Annotated in this window: 17 protein-coding genes; 10 read left to right on the plus strand and 7 right to left on the minus strand. The window is 67.2% G+C overall.

All coding sequences use genetic code 11. The features are described 5' to 3' along the window. The 7 genes from ACIGJG_RS24155 (at position 1) to ACIGJG_RS24185 (ending at position 9538) form a co-directional block, all read left to right on the plus strand. Positions 1-1845, plus strand: coding sequence for a polysaccharide deacetylase family protein (locus ACIGJG_RS24155; RefSeq protein ID WP_011301060.1), 1845 nt, complete (start codon positions 1-3; stop codon positions 1843-1845). Between the two features lie 136 nt (positions 1846-1981). Continuing rightward, positions 1982-2845, plus strand: coding sequence for a YaiO family outer membrane beta-barrel protein (locus tag ACIGJG_RS24160; RefSeq protein ID WP_235679729.1), 864 nt, complete (start codon positions 1982-1984; stop codon positions 2843-2845). Then, entirely contained in the window at positions 2842-3669 is an 828-nt protein-coding gene (locus tag ACIGJG_RS24165; protein WP_166487097.1) for a hypothetical protein, read from the plus strand. The genes ACIGJG_RS24160 and ACIGJG_RS24165 overlap by 4 nt, the downstream gene beginning before the upstream one ends. Before the next feature lie 216 nt (positions 3670-3885). After that, positions 3886-4596, plus strand: coding sequence for a response regulator transcription factor (locus tag ACIGJG_RS24170; protein ID WP_011301057.1), 711 nt, complete (start codon positions 3886-3888; stop codon positions 4594-4596). After that, the gene (locus ACIGJG_RS24175) at positions 4589-6265 is read left to right on the plus strand and encodes a FecR domain-containing protein (protein WP_011301056.1); all 1677 of its coding nucleotides are present in this window, start codon (positions 4589-4591) and stop codon (positions 6263-6265) included. Before ACIGJG_RS24170 ends, ACIGJG_RS24175 begins: the two co-directional genes overlap by 8 nt. Beyond that, the gene (locus tag ACIGJG_RS24180) at positions 6240-8639 is read left to right on the plus strand and encodes a CHASE2 domain-containing protein (protein WP_483674023.1); all 2400 of its coding nucleotides are present in this window, start codon (positions 6240-6242) and stop codon (positions 8637-8639) included. The genes ACIGJG_RS24175 and ACIGJG_RS24180 overlap by 26 nt, the downstream gene beginning before the upstream one ends. Positions 8640-9061: 422 nt before the next feature. Continuing rightward, the gene (locus tag ACIGJG_RS24185) at positions 9062-9538 is read left to right on the plus strand and encodes a PaaI family thioesterase (RefSeq protein ID WP_483673097.1); all 477 of its coding nucleotides are present in this window, start codon (positions 9062-9064) and stop codon (positions 9536-9538) included. A gap of 74 nt (positions 9539-9612) precedes the next feature. Here the strand turns inward: ACIGJG_RS24185 and ACIGJG_RS24190 are convergent, their stop codons facing one another. From ACIGJG_RS24190 to ACIGJG_RS24205, 4 genes are all read right to left on the minus strand, one after another. Beyond that, complete coding sequence (locus ACIGJG_RS24190) at positions 9613-10296, minus strand: glycosyltransferase family 2 protein (RefSeq protein ID WP_140953069.1); 684 nt, start codon at positions 10294-10296, stop codon at positions 9613-9615. Continuing rightward, positions 10293-10904: a class I SAM-dependent DNA methyltransferase gene (locus ACIGJG_RS24195; protein ID WP_011301052.1), complete on the minus strand. Its 612-nt coding sequence runs from the start codon at positions 10902-10904 to the stop codon at positions 10293-10295. Before ACIGJG_RS24195 ends, ACIGJG_RS24190 begins: the two co-directional genes overlap by 4 nt. Beyond that, positions 10901-11905 (minus strand): acyl-CoA dehydrogenase, encoded by a 1005-nt coding sequence (locus ACIGJG_RS24200; RefSeq protein ID WP_483673098.1) that lies wholly within the window; start codon positions 11903-11905, stop codon positions 10901-10903. The genes ACIGJG_RS24195 and ACIGJG_RS24200 overlap by 4 nt, the downstream gene beginning before the upstream one ends. Positions 11906-12054: 149 nt before the next feature. Next, positions 12055-12690, minus strand: a complete 636-nt coding sequence (locus tag ACIGJG_RS24205; protein WP_011301050.1) for a TetR/AcrR family transcriptional regulator — start codon at positions 12688-12690, stop codon at positions 12055-12057. A gap of 82 nt (positions 12691-12772) precedes the next feature. On the opposite strand from ACIGJG_RS24205, the gene ACIGJG_RS24210 reads away from it, so the two are divergent. Together ACIGJG_RS24210 and ACIGJG_RS24215 are read left to right on the plus strand one after the other, a co-directional pair. Continuing rightward, positions 12773-14302, plus strand: a complete 1530-nt coding sequence (locus tag ACIGJG_RS24210; protein WP_483673099.1) for a flavin-containing monooxygenase — start codon at positions 12773-12775, stop codon at positions 14300-14302. Continuing rightward, complete coding sequence (locus ACIGJG_RS24215; RefSeq protein ID WP_483673100.1) at positions 14299-15261, plus strand: alpha/beta fold hydrolase; 963 nt, start codon at positions 14299-14301, stop codon at positions 15259-15261. Before ACIGJG_RS24210 ends, ACIGJG_RS24215 begins: the two co-directional genes overlap by 4 nt. A 35-nt stretch (positions 15262-15296) precedes the next feature. Here the strand turns inward: ACIGJG_RS24215 and ACIGJG_RS24220 are convergent, their stop codons facing one another. Continuing rightward, positions 15297-15686 carry a hypothetical protein gene (locus tag ACIGJG_RS24220; RefSeq protein ID WP_011301047.1) on the minus strand — a complete coding sequence of 130 codons (390 nt, stop codon included), beginning with the start codon at positions 15684-15686 and terminating at the stop codon, positions 15297-15299. A gap of 132 nt (positions 15687-15818) precedes the next feature. Here ACIGJG_RS24220 and ACIGJG_RS24225 point away from each other — a divergent pair, with 132 nt between their 5' ends. Beyond that, the gene (locus ACIGJG_RS24225; RefSeq protein ID WP_220630098.1) at positions 15819-16544 is read left to right on the plus strand and encodes a ubiquinone biosynthesis protein COQ4; all 726 of its coding nucleotides are present in this window, start codon (positions 15819-15821) and stop codon (positions 16542-16544) included. 11 nt (positions 16545-16555) lie between these two features. On the opposite strand, the gene mdcH is transcribed toward ACIGJG_RS24225, so the two are convergent. Together mdcH and ACIGJG_RS24235 are read right to left on the minus strand one after the other, a co-directional pair. Beyond that, positions 16556-17482 carry a malonate decarboxylase subunit epsilon gene (gene mdcH, locus ACIGJG_RS24230; protein WP_140953059.1) on the minus strand — a complete coding sequence of 309 codons (927 nt, stop codon included), beginning with the start codon at positions 17480-17482 and terminating at the stop codon, positions 16556-16558. Then, positions 17479-18108, minus strand: coding sequence for a malonate decarboxylase holo-ACP synthase (locus ACIGJG_RS24235; protein ID WP_245001799.1), 630 nt, complete (start codon positions 18106-18108; stop codon positions 17479-17481). The genes mdcH and ACIGJG_RS24235 overlap by 4 nt, the downstream gene beginning before the upstream one ends.

Raw genomic sequence — 18108 nt, forward strand, 5'->3', positions numbered from 1 at the left:
TTGCTGAAAGTATCCGCGTGGCGCAAGCATGTCCTGGGCGTGCTCGCACTGGTGGCGATCGTGGCGTGCGCGCTGCTGGCGTATCGCAGCATGAACGAAGGGCCAGGCAAGCCGCAGAGCGACAGCATCGTGCTGGTGGTTCCCGACAACCTGTCGGGCGAGAACCGCATTTACGCGCAAGCCTGGATGGACGCCGCGCTCGAAGAAGGCGTGCGCCTGAGCACGGTCACCGCGTCGGAGTTCGTGCGCCATGGCCTGAACGGCGAGCGCGACTACTCCGCGGTGATCCTGCCGGACACCGTACACCGCTCGATGACCACGGCATTTGTCAACAAGGTCAGGCAGTTCGTGGAGGCCGGCGGGGCGCTGATGCAGGTGTATGACGCAGGCATCCTCAACGAGAACGGCTTCTACGAGCAGGGCGCATCGCGCATGTCGGATGTGGTCGGCGTGCAGTACGGTTTCTATGCCAGGCTGCGCAACGACATGGCGCATCAGGCGACGGTGTATGGCGCACCGGAGGTCATGGTTGGCCTGCATATTCCGCCTGGCCGCTGGATCGCCAACGATGGCCGCGCGATGCTGTCGGGCTATGGCGAAGACATGCTGCGCTATCCGGCCATGCACACCGGCAGTGGCTACACCGGCAAGGTGCTGATGGTGTCGGACGACAACTCGATCATTGCCGGCGAGCGCAAGCTCGGCAAGGGCCGCGTGCTGTTCGTCAACCTGCCGCTGGGTTATCTCAAGCTGCGCACCGACGGTGTGTTGCTGCACGGCTTCCTGAATTACTTTGCCACGGGCATGCTGGAACAGCCGAAGCTGTCGCCGGCGCCGCAGGGCATTGGCGGGCTGGTGCTGAACTGGCACTGCGATGCGCAGATCTGCATCGACGCGGTCGACAGCCTGATCAAGGACGGCGTATTCAAGCGCGGTCCGTTCAGCTTCCATATCACCGCCGGGCCGGACCAGCGCCAGTTCAACGATGGCCGTGGCGTCGATCTTGCGAACAACGCCGCGTTTACCGAAGTCGTGCGCGGGCTCATGCGCGATGGCCATGAGATCGGCAGCCATGGCGGCTGGATCCACGACTGGTTCGGGCTCAACGTCAACGAGAAGAACCAGGCGTCGATGGAGGTCTACCTGCAGAAGAATGCGGATGCCGTCCAGGCGCTGACCGGCAAGCCGCAGACGGAGTACTCGGCGCCCACCGGCAACCAGCCGGAATGGGCGACGCGCTGGCTCGACGAGCACAACGTCAAGGCCTACTACTTCACCGGCAATATCGGCCAGGGACCGACGCGCACCTATCGCAACGGCCGTCGCGACGAGCACATCTGGTCGTTCCCCGTGCAGACCTATGGCCAGTACAGCACGATTGAAGAAGCCTACATGTCCAACATTCCGGAGACGGAGATCGCGAACTGGCTCACGTCGCTGGTGCGCTTTACCGCGGGGACCGGCGAAATCCGCCTGATCTACTTCCATCCGCCCGGCGCCGTGCGCTATCTGCGCGCCATCGACGCGCTGCTTGAATCTGCCGACGCCGAACAGGCCCGTCACAAGTTCCAGTGGCACACGATGACGCAGATGGCGGACTTTGCACAGCGGCGCGAGCAGACCGTCTGGCGTCTCGCCTCGGACCGCAACGATGTCCGCGTCACTGCCGAGAACAAGGAATCGCTCGACGCCCTGACGTGGCTGTTCCCGACCGACCGCTATGCCCGGCCGCGTGTGGAAAGCGGACAGGGCAGCGTGTCGATGCAGGGGGCAAGCTGGAAAGTGGTGGCGGGCCCCGGAAACCGGATCGTGATTGCCGCAGGGTTGAAGGCGGGCGGAGCCTGATGGCGCCGCAGCGATCGCCGTAATGAGTTTGGTCAGTATGAATTGGGTCAGTTGGACCCCAGCTAATTGGGATGAATTGAGCGTGGATTGGAATCGAATCGTAGGGGGTGCTTCGCTGGCAGCATCCGCCCTGGCCATGAATGTTGCCCGCGCGCAGGGCGAGGTACAGCCTGCCGCGGTTGAGCCGGAGGCCACGCTGGCCCAGGATGCATCCTCGATGACGCCGATGCCGATCCCTGTTCCGACGCCGCGGCCCATGGCGATCCCGCAGCCGCTGCCGGTGCCCTTCGAGCCGGAAAAGGGCGCCATCGAAGTTGTGCTTGGCAACGGCCGCATGACCAACGGCTACGGTGGGGCAACTGCCGCCGCGGTGCGCGGCATGGCCGTGACACCGCTGGGCGTGGTGCAGGGCGAGCTCGATCACCAGAGCCGCTTCGGCTTCAGCGGCCAGTACGGAGCGCTGTCGCTGACGCGCGATCTGTCCGAGGATTACTACATGACGGTGGGCGCCGGCGCCGGCAGCAGCGAGCTGTTCCCGAGCTGGCGCGTCGATGCCAGTGGTTACCGCAAGTTCGGACCGGACCGCCGCTTCGTAGCAGGCCTGGGCGCCTACTATGCGAAAGGCCAGGACGGCGGACGTTCGGACCACGGCGTGTTGCTGAGCGGGCTCGCGTACTTCCCGTCGCTGGTGGTCGAAGGCGGCCTGCGTTTCAACCGCGCGAACCCGGGCCAGGTGTTTGGTCCTAGCCAGTATGTGGCCGCCACCATTGGCAGCGACGAGAAGCGTGCGTTTATCCTGCGCGCCGAGCACGCCCGCGAGGCCTATCAGGTCTTCTCGACCGGCACCGAGCGCGTGGACTTCGACAGCTACAGCTTCAGCGTGCAATGGCGCGAACGGATTTCCCGCTCGCTGCTGCTGCTGATCGGCGCGCAGTATTACCACAACCCCAACTACAGCCGCACAGCCGGTGAAGTGGGCTTCCGATGGAGTTTCCGGTGAACGGCACCGCCGCCCCACAGGATCCGCAGCAGGGCAGGCGTCCCGCTGCCGCGCGCGGCGACCCGCTGCAGCGCGTGACCGGCTATCGCGGCGACCGGTTCGAGAAGCACCGCGCCATGCGCCGGCTGGCGTTTCCGCTGACGCGCTGGATTGACGTGTTGCTGATCCCGGCCTTCCTCACCTATGCGCTCTGCGCGGGGTGGCCATGGGTGGCAGACTTCTGGCGCCGCATGATCGGCTTCTGGAGTACAGCGCTCGGCGGCGAGATCTCGCTGCAGGCGGACTCCGCGCTGTTGCCCGGCTTCGGCACCGTGCCATACGCGCACGCCAATGCCGCCCTGCCCACGCCGGTGCAGTGGCTGTGCGGCATGGTGATCACGCTGGTGCTGCTGTTCGGTACACGATGGCTGACTTCGGGCCGCGCGCTCCCGCTTGCTTACGGGCTGCGGCTGATCGGGCTGATTCAGGCCAGCGCGCAACTCTACTTCTACGCCTGGCCTGCGAGCTTTCCGTATGACGCAGGCAAGTCCATCGCGTCGCTGACGCAGGCTTCCGTGCTGGTCATCGCCATCACGCCGTGGTTGTACGCGCTGATCTATAACGTGCTGGACTTCGGCTTCGTGCGCAAGCTGCTGCTGTCGGCTATGGCCATGGCGTACCTGATCGTGCTGATCCCGCTCCAGTACACGCTGGCCGCTTCGTCGCTGTTCCATTTCTCGGTGCTGTGGTATCCGATGGTCTTCCTGCTCGGATCGATCTTCGTCCAGTTCGGCACGCTGGTGGCGTTGTACGCCTGGGCGATGAGCTGGAAGCCGCGCAACTGAGCGCGGGTTGCATGCCGTTTGTCTTGTGTCCTGGGGGCGCAAGCCGCGGTTGAGTAACATTGTGGTTTGTGGCGATGCTTCGGCCAGGCTCGCTGCCATGCATTCCTAACGGCCGCGCTCTCCTGGTGGTTCAGGGAGAACACAGAAAATCAATAACGCACGACCGCAGGATCGCATCAGCAATTTGCAGTCGCAGCAGGCAGAAGGGTGTGAGGGATGAGGATTGCCTCGGTGGAAGACGATCCGGACCAGGCGGAGCTGATCCGGAAAATACTGGACGAGGCCGGATTCGAATGCGAATCCTATGCCACGGGCGCGGGCTTGCTTCGTGCATTGCGCGAGCAGGCGTTCGACTTGCTCGTCGTGGACTGGCAATTGCCGGACACCAGTGGCATCGAACTGGTGAGCTGGGTGCGCCAGACTTCCGGCGCCATGCCGCCGATCCTGTTCCTGACCAGCCGCACCTCTGAAGACGACATCGTTGCCGGCCTGAGCGTCGGGGGCGACGACTACATGCTCAAGCCGATCCGTGCCGCGGAACTGCTCGCGCGCGTGCGCTCGCTGCTGCGGCGCGCCTATCCCGAGACCGCGCGCGAGACGGACATCATCCGCCGCGGCAGCTATTGCCTGGATCCTCGCGCGCGCACGATTGCGCTTGGCGGGGAGCCTGTCCCGGTGTCGCCGCGCGAGTACGAACTGGCGCTTTTCCTGTTCCGCAACATGGGCCGGCTGCTGTCGCGCGATGTGGTCGAGCAGGCTGTATGGGGACGTGCCATCGGCACTGGCTCGCGCACCATCGATACGCACATGTCGCGTCTTCGCATCAAGCTGGCATTGCGGCCCGAGAACGGCGTGAGGCTCACGTCGATCTATTCGCACGGCTACCGTTTCGAAGAGGCAGATGCCGGGGACGATGGCCATGCGTAAGGCCGCCGCGGCAAGTGCCGGAATCGCTCTGGCATTGTGGCTGGCGGCGTCCGGGCCGGCGCAAGCGGGCGCGGCCGGTGCGGAAGGCGCCGATTTCATCTACGTGGTCGAACGTGGCGACAACCTGTTCAACGTGGCTGAGCGCTTCATGGCCAGCGCCGAAGGCTGGCGCGTGCTTCAGGCACGCAATGGCGTGGCTGATCCTTTTCGGCTGGCGCCCGGCACGCGCCTGCGCATCCCGCTTGGGCAGATTCCCGAGCAGCCCGGTGCGGCGCGCGTGGTCTTCGTCAACGGGCAGGCGCAGGCCGATGGCGAGCCGCTGCGCGCGGGCATGGCGCTGCGCGAGGCCGCGCGCATCGTGACCGCGGCCGGCAGCACCCTCACGCTGGAGCTGCCTGACCGCACGCGCGTGACGCTGCCGCCGGCCACGACCGTGACGGTGCGGCGCCTGCGCACGTTCCGCAAGTCCGGACTGACCGATACGGTGATCGGCATCGAGCGCGGCCAGGCCGACACGCGTGTCGCGCCCGAGGGCGGCGGCGTGGGCCGCTTCGAACTGCATACGCCGATGATGGTGACTGGTGTTCGCGGCACGCGCTACCGCGTGTCCGCCGATGCCGCGGGCAGCCGCAGCGAGGTACTGGAAGGCCGCGTCGGCGTCAGTCTTGCGCGTGCGGCGGCGGCATCCGGCACGGCGGTGGCGGCTGGTTACGGCATCGGTGTGGCGGCAGGCGCCGCCCTGTCGCGACCCGTTGCGCTGCTGCCCGCGCCCCAACTGCAACCGCTGCCTGACACGGTCCTTGGGCCGGCTGCGGACGCCGCGTGGCAACCCGTGCAGGGCGCCGCCGGCTATCGCGTCTCGGTCGCGCGCGATGCCGCGCATACCGAGCTGGTCTGGACAGGCGAAACGGCGGACACGCGTGTCGGCCTGGATGGCCTGCCCGAAGGATCGCTCTACCTTGCTGTGAGCGCCATTGACGCGCAGCGCCTGACCGGAAAGCCGGCATCCGTGCCGTTTGCGGTGCGGCTGAATCCGGCAGCGCCATTCACGTTGCAGCCGGCCGCCGGCACCGTGCGCTATGGCGAATCGGTCGCGTTTGAGTGGGCGGCCGTGGGCGCCGCGGCATCCTACGAACTCGCCGTGTCCGCCGATGCGGGGTTTGCCGCGACCGCAGCCACACAGCAAGCCCGGTCGGAGCACGCGGCACAGAAACTTGGGCCGGGCGCCTGGTTCTGGCGTGTGCGCTCGCTGGACGCGGCCGGGCGGCCCGGACCATGGTCGGCCGCCGTGCCGTTCACGCTAGAGCCCGCGCCGCCCATGCCGACGCTGCGCGACGACGGCGACAGCCTGCGCATCGGCTGGCCCGCGGACGCGCGGGCGACGGCGGGATACCGCGTGCAGATCGCCGAGGACGCCGGCTTTACCCGCATGGTGGGGGACCAGCGCAGCGCCGACAACGAAGTGGCACTGCCGCGGCCACCGGCCGGTACCTACTATGTGCGCGTGGCGCGCGCCTTGCCGGACGGCAAGGAGCCAGAGACCTCATTCTCCGCGCCGCAGCGTCTCGACATCGTCGCGCTCCTGCGTGACGGACAGGGCGTCACGATCCGGCTCGGCAACGGCGCCCGCGACGAAGGCGGCCATGACGCCGGTATCCGCATCCGGTAAGTCGGGGCGACGTGCGCCGGATGCCGCCTTCGGGCGTCGCACGCTCGTCGAATGGGCCTTGCTGCTGGCTGCCGTGCTGGCGCTGGTGACGGTCGTCGCGCGCCATGGCTGGGCCGAGCGTGCGGACCTGGCCATCTACGATCTATCCATCCAGGCGCAGCACCATGCGGCGCGCGACGATATTGTCATTGTCGCCATCGACGACGCGAGCATCACGGCCATCGGCCGCTGGCCCTGGCGCCGCACGGTACTGGCTGCGCTGGTGGACCGCATTGCCGCCGGTCAACCGCGCGTGATCGGCATGGACGTGATCCTGACCGAGCGCGACACGCGCTATCCGAAGGACGATGCCGTGCTTGCCCGCAGCTTCGCCGCAGCGGGCAACGTGGTGCTGCCCGCGCTGGCCGAATCATCAGCCAATGGCATGGTGGTGCGATATCCGCTGGCCGGGCTACGCGCTGACGTCGGGCACATCAACCTCACGGTGGACGCCGACGGCGTGGCGCGGCAGCTATACCTGCTCGAAGGGCCCGCACCTGTGAAACAAGCCGGGCTGCCCCACGTGGCGGTGGTCATGGCGTCATGGGGTCGGACGCAGCCACCCGTCGTCAGCTATCGCCATGAGCCGGCCAGCGTGATCGACGCGTTCGGCTGGGAGCGCCGATACCGCTTGCGCATCCCGTTCGCGGGCCCGCCGGGCACGTTTGCCCGCGTTTCGGCGCGCGACCTGCTGGAAGGCCGCATCGACCCCGCCATATTCCGTGACAAGGCCGTACTGTTCGGCGCCATCGCGACCGGGATGGGCGACGTATTGCCCACGCCGGTAGCGCGCGACGGGCGCGGCATGAGCGGCGTGGAAATCCTGGCCAATACGGTGCAGACGCTGCTGGACAACGATGCCATCGTCGTGGTGCCGCGGGCCTGGCAGGTGGCGTGCACCGTGCTGGCCATACTGGCGGCCGCGCTCGCCGCGCTGGTGCTGACGCCGCGCGGCGCGCTGCTCGCGACAGGTGTGATGGTGGCGGTGCTGCTTGGCGGGCCGCCGCTGCTGCTCGCCGGTGCTCGGCTGTGGTTTGCGCCCGCAGCGGCGCTGCTTGGTTGCCTGATGTTTTATCCGTTATGGAGCTGGCGCCGCCAGGAAGCCGCACTTCGCTTCCTCGCGCAGGAACTGGCGCGCCATGAGCGCGAGCCCGACCTGCCTTCCGCTTCCACGGCCATTGGCGCCACGCTGGAGAGCCGCATGCGTGCGGTCTATCGCATGAGTTCGCGGCTGCATGACCTGCGCCGCTTCCTCGCCGACGGGCTCGAAAGCCTGCCTGAGCCGACGGTGATCTGCAACCTGGAAGGCGGGGTGCTGCTTGCGAACCGGCGCTGTGTGGCGCTCGTTCCCGGAGTGCTCGGCGCAGGCAACGGCAGCATCGCGCAGAGCGGCCATGCCGATATGGATGGTGGCGCGCGTCCGGATATCCGCGCGGTGATCGCCGTATTGTTCGCCGCGCCGGAACCGGCGCTGGAGTACTGGCAGGCGCTGCATGCGCGCAGCACCGTAGCCGGCGGTCTCGACGATGGCATCGAACTGGCCGCGCGCAATGAGCGCCGCTATCTCATGCATGGCGCGCCGCTGCATGACGAGCAGGGCAGCGTAGCCGGGCTGATCGTCAGCTTCATCGACATCACAGCGATTCGCGTGGCCGAGCGCCAGCGCGAGCTGATGCTGCGTTTCCTGTCGCACGACATGCGCTCGCCACAGGCGTCGATTCTCGCGCTGATCGACCTGCATCGCGGCGCAGCCGGCGACGGGCCGCCCGCCGAACTGCTCACGCGCATCGGCGCGCATGCCCGGCGCACCATGTCGCTGGCCGATGACTTCATTCGCGTCGCGCGCGCAGAAACACAGCCGCTCGCGCTTCAAGATGTGGATCTGGCGGGGCTCGTACTGGACGCCACGGACGAGATGTGGGCGCTGGCCAATGCCGGCGGCGTGCAGCTCAACGTGCACGTGCCCGATGATCCGGCTATGGTCCGTGCCGAGCCTGCGCTGCTTGTGCGGGCGATTGGCAATCTCGTCAGTAACGCGATCAAGTTCAGTCCGCGCGGCGCAGCGGTCATGGTGGCATTGCAGGCTGAGCCGGATCGCTTCGTTGTGTCGGTGTCGGACCACGGGCCCGGCATCCCGCTTGCGAAGCAGCAACGGCTGTTCGCGCCATTTGCGCGGCTGCATGAACATGAGGCCGGTGCGCCGGCCGGCAGCGGGCTGGGTCTGGTGCTGGCAAAGAACGTGGTGGAGCGCCATGGTGGCAACATCCGCGTGGCGAGCGATGCAGGGGCGGGGGCGACATTCTCGCTGCACCTGCCTACTTCACCATGTTACTGAGCGCCGTTCGACACAATTGTTGGCAGTTGCCTTGGGCGGATTTGCCTACGATGTCGGGGTCGTGCGGCCCCGCTACGCACGGCTTGTAACGCCCGCTCCAGCCCTCCCAGTAGTTTCTGGGGCGGGCGCTTTTTTTTGGTTCATTGGCAACTTGCGGAGTGGAGGGGGCACCCGCCCCAGTCCCACTAGTCGCCAAGCTCTGCTGCGGCCTCCATCAGAACGTCCGCACTTTCGAATCCCAGTCTTACACCTAATGCATCATTCGCCGGCTGCCACAAGGCATGCGCGCGCGCGAGCCGCACGGCTCCCGCTTCCGTCAGCCAAACCGCGCGCCGGCGTCGATCATGCTCGGACGCAACGACCTCGGCAAAGCCCGCGCTGACGAGCTAGTGTAGCTACATGTAATTAACCAGGAGACTGACGTGACGAATTACCGCTATGGGGTTGCATCGCCAGCCGAGATCGCGGAGATGAGCGGCAAGGCCGTTCTGGAAGCAATCATCGACGGGCGATTGCCGCAACCGCCGATCTCCCAGATACTCGGCTTCTGGCTGACGCAGGTGGGCGATGGATTCGCAGTATTCGAAGGCGATCCGGGCGCGCAACTGTTCAACCCCATGGGAACCGTGCACGGTGGCTGGGCGCTGACGCTGATCGACAGCGCCACGGGTTGTGCGGCCAATTCCGTGTTGCCCGCTGGGACGGGCTACACGACGGTCGAAACCAAGGGCAATTTCTCGCGGCCGATCAAGGCCGACATTGGCCGGGTACGTGCGGAGGGACGCGTGATCAATCAGGGGCGGCAGATCATCACGGCGGAGGCGCGCGTGCTCGCCGCCGACGGGCGTGTACTGGCCCATGGCACTTCCACGTTGCTGGTGCTGGCGTCTGCCAAATAGACGGCCAGACCCTGGCGCGCGGGCGAGCGCTGATCGCCGCCTTTTCCTTCATTCCTCATTGGGCACCGCGCTGACTACGCCGGCGGCACGTCCGCGGACAGCGCGGCCAGCATGGCAAGATAATCCGCAAAGCCGCCCGGCGCCCGGGCGGTCGCGCGTGCACTGGTCATGACCCGCGGCTGCGTGCTCCATGCGATCTGCGCGTTCAGCGCGATAAGGCGCTGCACCAGCGCCACGTCCTCGCTGATCGCATGCGGCGGGAAGCCGCCGGCACGGCGATAAGTGCGCGCGCAAATGCCGAAGTTGGCGCCATGGATGTGCCGATGGCCGTCCTTGCGGCAGTATCGCGCGTCAAATCTGGCGGGGACATGGGCCGGCTGCTGGCTCCAGTCGTCCACCGTCACCAGTCCGCACACGGCATCGGCGCACAGTGCCAGCTGCGCCACCAGCCAGTCCGGGGCCACGCGGCTGTCGGCGTCGGTGAAGGCGAGCCAGCGCGCTTTGCGTGCAAGCAGATGCTGCGCGCCAAGATGGCGCGCGATGCCGACATTGCGCGAGGCCATGGTCAGGCACGTCACCTGCGCAGCCGCATGGCGTTGTGCGATAGCAAGCGAGTCGTCGGTGCAGTCGTCGAGCACGACCACCAGCATGACAGGCTCCCCGTTAAGCGCCGGGTGCAGCGCCGCCACGTGCAGTGCCAACAGGCACGCCTCAAGGCAGGCTTCTTCATTGTGGACCGGTACCACGACGCCGATCATCGCATGGCCTCCCGCATGCGTAATGGCTGCGTGTTGCGCGACCAGACTTCCAGCAGAAAATCAGGTTCGAGATGGCGCACGTGCCGGCACAGTCCAGGCTGTCTTCCAATGGCCGCGTGGATATCGCGTGTTGCCATCTGCCGTTCGCGGAACGGGCGCAGCCAGTGGCACGCGACGATGGTGCCGCGCGGTGTCAGCGCGCCGACCGCCTGCCGGGCCGTGGCGATCCAGTCGTCCGGCGTGAAGTAGTAGCCGAGTTCGCTGAGCACGATCAGGTCGAAGCTGCCCCCAGGCCATTCCTGCGGCAGCCGGGCCACGCGACCCTCGACATGCGAGTGGCCGGCCAGGCGTGTCTGCATGCGATCGATGGCGCGAGCCGCCACGTCGATGGCCAGCAGCGCATCGCACCGGCCGGCGAGCTGCTCGGTCAGTATGCCGTTCGCGCAGCCTGCTTCCAGTGCGCGCGCGTATCTCGCTTCGGGCAGCGCGGCCATGAGCAGCGCGCGCTTGCGTGCCTCGTACCACAGTGTCTCGAAGCCCCACGGGTCGTCCTGCTCGAACATGGCATCGAAGGCTTGCGCGGAGGTCGCGGAGGTCGCGGGGGTCATAACGCGTACTCGCAGTCGGTGTGGCTCATGGCAGTGCCCAACGCGGCAAGGTCGCGTTCGGCGTGGCTTTGCCGCAGGAATACCGGCAGGTCCGCATAAAGCGAAGCAAGGCGCGCATTGCGGCACAGTGGCCCGGCGCCGAGCACATTGCCCGCGCGATGCATCACGCGCTGCACCGCGGCTTCGACTGCCGTGCGCAGGCGCATCGCGGCCGCGAATGCATCTTCGGCCGGATTGGCGTCGATCCACGCGGCCGTTTCGCGCAGTAGCGCGGCTGCGGCACGGAGATCGCCATCGATGGCGCCGAGATGCGCGGCCGCGTGGGCGTCGCCGTGGTTGCGTACCGCGTCGCGCACTGCCCATGCCAGCGGCAATACCGCGCCGTACCAGCACGCCGCGATGCCCCCGCCGCCATGCCAGAAGCCGGGACGCTCGAGATAAGCGCGCGGGCCGCCGATCTGTAGCGCGGGGCAGTCGTGCAGCAGCACGTCGCCACTTGCGGTATCCGCCATGCCGACTGCGTGCCAGCCATCGGTCGTGATCGTTACGCCCGGCCCTGACATATCGAGCGCGGCGAGCACGGGCACGCCATCGTCGCCATGGCAGGTCAACAGGGCATGGGACACGCCGCTGGCGCCTGAGCACCATGCCTTGCGTCCGTCGAGCAGAATCGGCTTGCCTTTCGCGACACCCGTTTGCGCTGCAAGGGCCCTTGTATCGAGGTCCGGCGCGGGGCGTGCGCGTACACGCGCATCGGGCGGTTCGGCGGCCCAAACAGCCCAGATGGTGTCGCTAGTCGGGAATGCACCGGCTACTTCGGCCAGGATCGCCAGCGCATCGGCGTGAGCTTCGAACAGCTTGATAGCCACCGGCCCCTGCGTGGCCGCGATGGTGGCGAACAACTGCCACCGTACGGCGGTATGGCCGTGTCCCGGCAGCGGAATATCGCCAGACCGGCCATGGCTTTCGATCAGTGCGCTGATCGTATCGCGTAGGTTCATGGTGGCGAAGGAGAGCGGTCGCGCATGACGGCGCCTTCGCAAGTTCCTTGCCAGTCTCGTCGCTACGGCGGTATAGCGGCTCCAGAGGGCCTGTGCCGCCGGACGTGCAATCTTTACCGGTGTGCGTACGGCGCTTCTGAAAAAGGGAGTCAGCCCTGGTTGCGCGCGAGCACCATTGCCAGTTCCACCGCGGTAGCGGCCACGGTGTCGACGTCCGGCGCGTACCCGTCGCGTATCCAGCGCAGCGCGATGTGAACGACACCGCCAGCGACGCCGGCCAGTAACAGGGGATCCGCAGTCTGCCCGGCAGGCAGCAGCGTGTGCGCGAGCAGGCCGCCGAACGCCCGCAGCGACTCATCGAGCGCTTCATCGACACGCTTGCTGACGCCACGGATCTCCAGCAGGAACACCCGGGCCGAGCGCGGTTCGCGCTGCAGCGCGCCGAAGTACGCGCGCAGCATGGCCAGCGCGCGCTGCTGCCGGTCGCGTCCCGCGTCTTGCGCCGCATGCTCGATCGATTGCAGCAGCAGATCGGTCACGGCGCGGAACGACGCTTCGAGCAGCGCCTCGCTGTTGGCGAAGGACTCGTAGAAATAGCGTTCGGTCAGCCCTGCCGCCTCGCAGACCGACTTGACCGTGGAGTTCTGGTAGCCGCGCTCCCCATAGACCTGGATGGCGGCCGCAATCAGCTGGCAGCGGCGCTGCGTGCGGCGCTCGTCGGCTGCTGCACCGCGGTAGCGGCGGGCGGTGGAGGTTTCGGTGGGCTCGGTAGGCGCGGTCGTCATGGGGCCATTATGACATTCCCTATTGTCAGATTGCATCTGACAACCTATGGTGTCAGAAGTGACTGCATCCGGGAAATCCGACATGACTGCTGCCGCACCTGAAGACACGTTGCTCGATGTGCTGATTGTGGGTGCCGGCCTGTCGGGTATCGGCGCCGCGCGGCAGTTGCAGCAGCGGTGCCCCGGCAAGCGCTTCGCCATCCTTGAGGCGCGCGACGCCATCGGCGGCACGTGGGACCTGTTCCGCTATCCGGGCATCCGGTCGGATTCGGATATGTACACGCTTGGCTACCGCTTCAAGCCATGGAAGGGCGCGAAAGCGATTGCTGACGGTCCGTCGATCCTGTCCTATATCCGCGAGACCGCCGACGAGGCGGGCATTACGCCGCGCATCCGCTTCGGATGCAAGGTGGTGAGCGCGGCGTGGAACAGCCACGATGCCTGCTGGACAGTTACGGCCGAACGCGTTGCCGATGGCAGCCGGCAGCAGTGGCGCGCACGGTTTCTGTATGTGTGCGCGGGCTACTACAGCTACGCTGCGGGCCACCGGCCGGCTTTCGCGGGCGAAGAAAGTTTTCGAGGACGCATCGTGCATCCGCAATTTTGGGATGCTTCGCTCGACTACGCCGCCAAGCGCGTGGTGGTGATCGGCAGTGGCGCCACGGCCGTCACGATGGTGCCTGCCATGGCTGGCACCGCTGCGCACGTGACTATGCTGCAGCGTTCGCCAAGCTACGTCGTCACGCGGCCCGGTGAGGACGCCATTGCCGCGAAGTTGCGCCGGCTGCTGCCGGAAGGCCTGGCCTATGCCGCTACGCGCTGGAAGAACGTGCTGCTCGGCATGTTCTTCTTCCAGCTTGCGCGCCGCCGGCCCGAGCGCGTCAGCGAGCGCATGGTCGGCATGGCCGCCGCGCAGCTCGGTCCTGACATCGATGTCGGCAGGCACTTCACGCCGCGCTACAAGCCGTGGGACCAGCGTGTATGCCTGGTGCCGGACGGCGACCTGTTCCGCGAGATTCGCGAAGGCCGCGCGTCGGTCGTGACCGACGCCATCGAACGCTTTACGGAAGACGGCATCCGGCTGGCGTCGGGCCAGACGCTGCCAGCCGATATCGTCGTGACGGCGACCGGGCTCAAGCTCAATATGCTCGGCGATATCGCCATCAGCGTGGATGGCCAGCCGCGCGTGCGGGCCGAGCAGATGGCCTACAAGGGCATGATGCTCAGCGACGTGCCGAACCTGGTGCTGGCCTTCGGCTACACCAACGCCTCGTGGACGCTGAAAGCGGATCTCACGGCCGAGTACGTTTGCCGGCTGCTGAGGTACATGGACCGCCGGGGCTATCGCGCTGCCGTGCCGCGGCGCGATGCCGCGGTCAAGCCCACGCCGTTCCTCGACTTCACGTCCGGCTATGTGCAGCGCGCCGCTAGCGTGTTGCCCCGTCAGGGCGACCGCAAGCCATGGCGGCTCTACCAGAACTACCTCATGGACATGCTCACCATCCGCCATGGCCGCATTGCCGATGGCGTGCTCCAGTTCGATGCCCCACATCCCGCGACGGCGCCGCGCGAAGTGCCGGTCAGCCTGTCAGGCGGCGAGGTACAACCATGACCTTCCTGTTCTATGCGGTGCTGGCCGTTGCGGCGCTCTTCGCCTGCCTGTTCCTTTACACCATGCGCGCGGTGCGGCGCGTCGAGGCGGCGCTGCCGCCCGACGGTCGCTTCGTCGACGTGCCCGGCGCGCGCCTGCATGTCGTCGAGCGCGGGCAGGGGCCTGCGCTGCTGCTCGTGCACGGACTGTCGGGCCAGCTCGGCAATTTCGGCTACGGCATGATCGAGCCGCTCGCGCGCGACTTTCGCGTCGTCGCGGTGGATCGGCCCGGCTCAGGCTATTCCGTCCGTACGCCCGGAGCGAGCGCAGACCTGGCGGCGCAGGCCGACGTGCTGGCGGCGCTGATCGACAAGCTTGGATTGGAGCAGCCGCTAGTTGTCGGCCATTCGCTGGGCGGGGCCATTGCGCTTGCGCTGGCGGCAGGCCATCCCGACCGGGTCGGCGGCCTTGCACTGGTGGCTCCGCTGACGCATCCGGCCGAGGAGATCCCGCCGGTGTTTCGGCCGCTGACCATCCGGCAGCCCTGGCTGCGCCAGTTCGTGGGGTGGACGCTAGCGGTGCCGATGTCGGACCTGCGGCGCGACGAGATCCTGGACATCGTCTTCGGCCCCGATCCCGTGCCTGCGGACTTCGCGCTACGCGGCGGTGGCATGCTGGCCTTGCGGCCCAGCCATTTCGTTGCGGCGTCGGAGGATCTGGTTGCCGGCGTGCCGAGCCTGCCGAGGCTGGTGGCGCGCTACGCAGAACTGCGCCTGCCTGTGAGCATCCTGTTCGGTCGCGAAGACCGGATTCTCGATCCCGCCGCCAATGGCGACGCCCTGGTGAACAAGATGCCCGGTGCCTCGCTGACGCTGGTGCCCGGCGGACATATGCTGCCGATCACCGCCGCCGCGACCTGCGTCGACTTCGTCCGCGAAGCCGCGGCACGGCTGCGCGAAAGGCAGCAGGTGGCGGCATGAGCCAAATGCCTCGCGCGCAGCGCCGGTATCCGGGTTCAGTGGTGGGCCATGCCGGGCTTGCAGTCCTGCACCCAGCCGGCGACACGGCTTGGGGTCATCGTCGGACGCCACTCGCCGGAGCTTCGGATCTCGACATCCGTTCCCTGCCGCGCCTGGCGCAGGCTCACGATGTAGAAATAGCCCGTGTCGGAACGCGTGGCGGAACCAATGCGCACATCGACCTTGCCCGGTTCCGGGTAGGCGAGGACATTGGCTTCTTCGCGCAGCCTGCTCTTGAGGCACAGTGTGAGGTCGCCGACGCTGGCGTCGGAGTGGATCTGCTTCGGTTCCTGGGCCTGGATGTACTCGACGTTGGCGCCGCTGGCGCAGGCGGCCAGCCAAGGCACCGCGACCGCCGCGAGCAGGAGGATGCGGGTTGCGGACATGCATGTTCCCTTTGTGGATGCGACGCTGCATGCTACCTGAGAATGTGTAGCACAGGTCCGTCCGAACTTCACGCCGCGCCGGCTGCCGCCGACCGGCCAAGCCTCTGACCCACTGCCGACAGGATGACGCCGATGGACGCCGCGATTGCTCCCAATCCTTACAAGCGTGACTACGCCACTGCCTTCAGCGCAATGCGCAAACTGCTGGCCGACGGGCACGACACCACGCAGGTGTTCCTGATCATGCGCGCGCTGAACGGGCCGTCGATGCCGAAGAACTTCGCGCGCCTGCTTGGCACGCCCGAAGGGCGAAGGTTGGTTTATCAGCGCACCGAACTGGCGGAGCGGCTCGCCGACCCGGCTTTCGTGGCGAGCTTCGCGCCGGGTACGGTGGGCGCCGCGTATCGCGATTTCCTGCACAAGACCGGCTATAGCGCGGACGGACTCGCGGATATCTCCAACCTTGGCCGCGAGCCGCTGGTCGAAGATGCCTACATGTGGTTCGGCCGGCGCACGCGCGATATCCACGACATCTGGCACGTGCTGACCGGCTACCGCGCGGACGAGAGCCTTGGCGAAGCCGCACTGGTCGCGTTCAGCTATGCGCAGACCGGCGGCCTGGGCTGGGCGTTCATCGCGGTAGCCGCATCGCTGAAGAGCCTGCGCCTGACGGGGAGCATTGCTTTTGCGCGCGCGGTGCTGGAAGGCTACCGCCTCGGCCGCCGCACGAAATGGCTGCTGGAGGAAGATTACGAACTGCTGCTGCATGAACCGCTCGACACGGCGCGTGCCCGCCTTGGCATTGGCGAGGCGCCGCGTTACATGGCGTGCAATCCGCTGCAGGACTGGCACGCCTGAGCGGTCGTCAGCTATGGCTGGCCGCGCCGCATGATCGCGGCCAGCGAATCGACCCGCGTCCTGTCCGCCGCCATGACGATGCCATCGGCGAAGACGGGCTGGGCCAGTCGCGTCAGCACATCACCCGGCGGCGCTTCGATAACCACGCGTGCACCCGTCGCGTACGCGAGCAGCATGGTCTCGTGCCAGCGCACCGGGACGGCCATGTTGAGGGCCAGGTCATCGGCGATCCGGCGTGGGTCGCGCAGTTCGCGCGCAAGGCTCGCGCTGAAGTAGCGCAGGCGCGGTGGCGACATGGCGATGTGTGCCATTTCCTTGCCCAATTCGGCGGCGGCGTCATCGAGCAGGGCGCAATGCGAAGGTACATGGATCGCGACACGCTTCGCCGCCTGTGCGCCCGACGCGATTGCCAACGCTGCCACCGCTTCCATCGCCGGGACGCTGCCAGCGATCACGATCTGCGCGGGCGCATTGAAGTTGGCGAGATAGACCGGCGTTTGCGGTGTGTGAATCTGCGCCACCAGCGGTTCCAGCCGCATGCGCTCCAGGCCGAGAATCGCCGTCATGCCGTAGCCGTTCGGATAGGCTTGCTCCATGAGTTCGCCACGCAGGCGGACGATGCGCAGTGCGTCGGAGAATGGCAGTACCTCTGCACTGACGGCCGCCGCATAGGCACCGATCGAAAGTCCGGCAACGGCGTCGGCATGGCCACCTTCTGCCGCCAGGCAGCGCGCCATGGCCACGCCGGCCGTCAGCAGGCAAAGCTGTACCCACACCGTCGATTGCAGGCGCGACGCGGTATCCATGTCGGCGGGCTGCGTTTGCAGCACGTCCGCAGCTTCCGCAAGCACCGCGGCGACGGCCCGATGATCGGGCAGGTCCGCGAGCATGCCGGCCCGCTGCGAGCCCTGGCCTGGAAAGGTCAGCAGCACGCTCATGTCACGGCCTGCCACGGATCGGCGCACATCCTCGGTCCGTGCGCAGTCTTCATCAGCACCTTGCCGCCGGTGCGCCGCCATTCGAGGAACGAGAAGCCGCCCTGTGGGGTATCGACCTGAATGTCGATTCGTGCGGGACCGGCATCCTGCAGCGACGACAGCAAATCCGCATCGGCTTGCGGCAGTGACTGCTCCGCGTAGACCAGCAGGTCGAGGTCGCTCTGCGCATGCAGCACATGGATGCCGCTCGCAAGCGTGAATCCTGCGCTGCCGCCCACGCCCCAGCGGATGTTGCGCGCGTCGAGCGCATCGGCGACCGCATCAAGCGTGCGGATGGCGGCAAGCGCGGCCAGCTCCGGACGTTGCCACGCGCGCGACGCGGCGATCTCTACTGGTGTCACCACGCGCGCCACGTCGGCGGGAGAGACCCACGCACCGAACCGTTCTTCACGCGATCTGCCGCGCAGACCGATTGCGATCGCGTCCTTGCGCCGCGCATCGCGCCGCACGACGACAGGCGTCGTGTCGAGCGCCGCAACCGAAACCCAGTCCGGCAGCGCCACGCCGCCCAGGGCGCGGCGCGCATCGGCCAGCCAGAGCAGGTCGTGCGGCGCCGGACGGGACAT

The sequence above is a fragment of the Cupriavidus sp. C1SS-2L genome, from assembly GCF_057073735.1.

What these genes read in the sequence shown, in the direction of transcription:
- ACIGJG_RS24215 (WP_483673100.1), top strand. Translation starts at nt 14,299, where the DNA reads ATGACCTTCCTGTTCTATGCGGTGCTGGCCGTTGCGGCGCTCTTCGCC.
- ACIGJG_RS24205 (WP_011301050.1), bottom strand. Translation starts at nt 12,690, where the DNA reads ATGACGACCGCGCCTACCGAGCCCACCGAAACCTCCACCGCCCGCCGC.
- ACIGJG_RS24170 (WP_011301057.1), top strand. Translation starts at nt 3,886, where the DNA reads ATGAGGATTGCCTCGGTGGAAGACGATCCGGACCAGGCGGAGCTGATC.
- ACIGJG_RS24235 (WP_245001799.1), bottom strand. Translation starts at nt 18,108, where the DNA reads ATGTCCCGTCCGGCGCCGCACGACCTGCTCTGGCTGGCCGATGCGCGC.
- ACIGJG_RS24195 (WP_011301052.1), bottom strand. Translation starts at nt 10,904, where the DNA reads ATGACCCCCGCGACCTCCGCGACCTCCGCGCAAGCCTTCGATGCCATG.
- ACIGJG_RS24210 (WP_483673099.1), top strand. Translation starts at nt 12,773, where the DNA reads ATGACTGCTGCCGCACCTGAAGACACGTTGCTCGATGTGCTGATTGTG.
- mdcH (WP_140953059.1), bottom strand. Translation starts at nt 17,482, where the DNA reads ATGAGCGTGCTGCTGACCTTTCCAGGCCAGGGCTCGCAGCGGGCCGGC.
- ACIGJG_RS24160 (WP_235679729.1), top strand. Translation starts at nt 1,982, where the DNA reads ATGAATGTTGCCCGCGCGCAGGGCGAGGTACAGCCTGCCGCGGTTGAG.
- ACIGJG_RS24200 (WP_483673098.1), bottom strand. Translation starts at nt 11,905, where the DNA reads ATGAACCTACGCGATACGATCAGCGCACTGATCGAAAGCCATGGCCGG.
- ACIGJG_RS24180 (WP_483674023.1), top strand. Translation starts at nt 6,240, where the DNA reads ATGACGCCGGTATCCGCATCCGGTAAGTCGGGGCGACGTGCGCCGGAT.
- ACIGJG_RS24225 (WP_220630098.1), top strand. Translation starts at nt 15,819, where the DNA reads ATGGACGCCGCGATTGCTCCCAATCCTTACAAGCGTGACTACGCCACT.
- ACIGJG_RS24220 (WP_011301047.1), bottom strand. Translation starts at nt 15,686, where the DNA reads ATGTCCGCAACCCGCATCCTCCTGCTCGCGGCGGTCGCGGTGCCTTGG.
- ACIGJG_RS24190 (WP_140953069.1), bottom strand. Translation starts at nt 10,296, where the DNA reads ATGATCGGCGTCGTGGTACCGGTCCACAATGAAGAAGCCTGCCTTGAG.
- ACIGJG_RS24175 (WP_011301056.1), top strand. Translation starts at nt 4,589, where the DNA reads ATGCGTAAGGCCGCCGCGGCAAGTGCCGGAATCGCTCTGGCATTGTGG.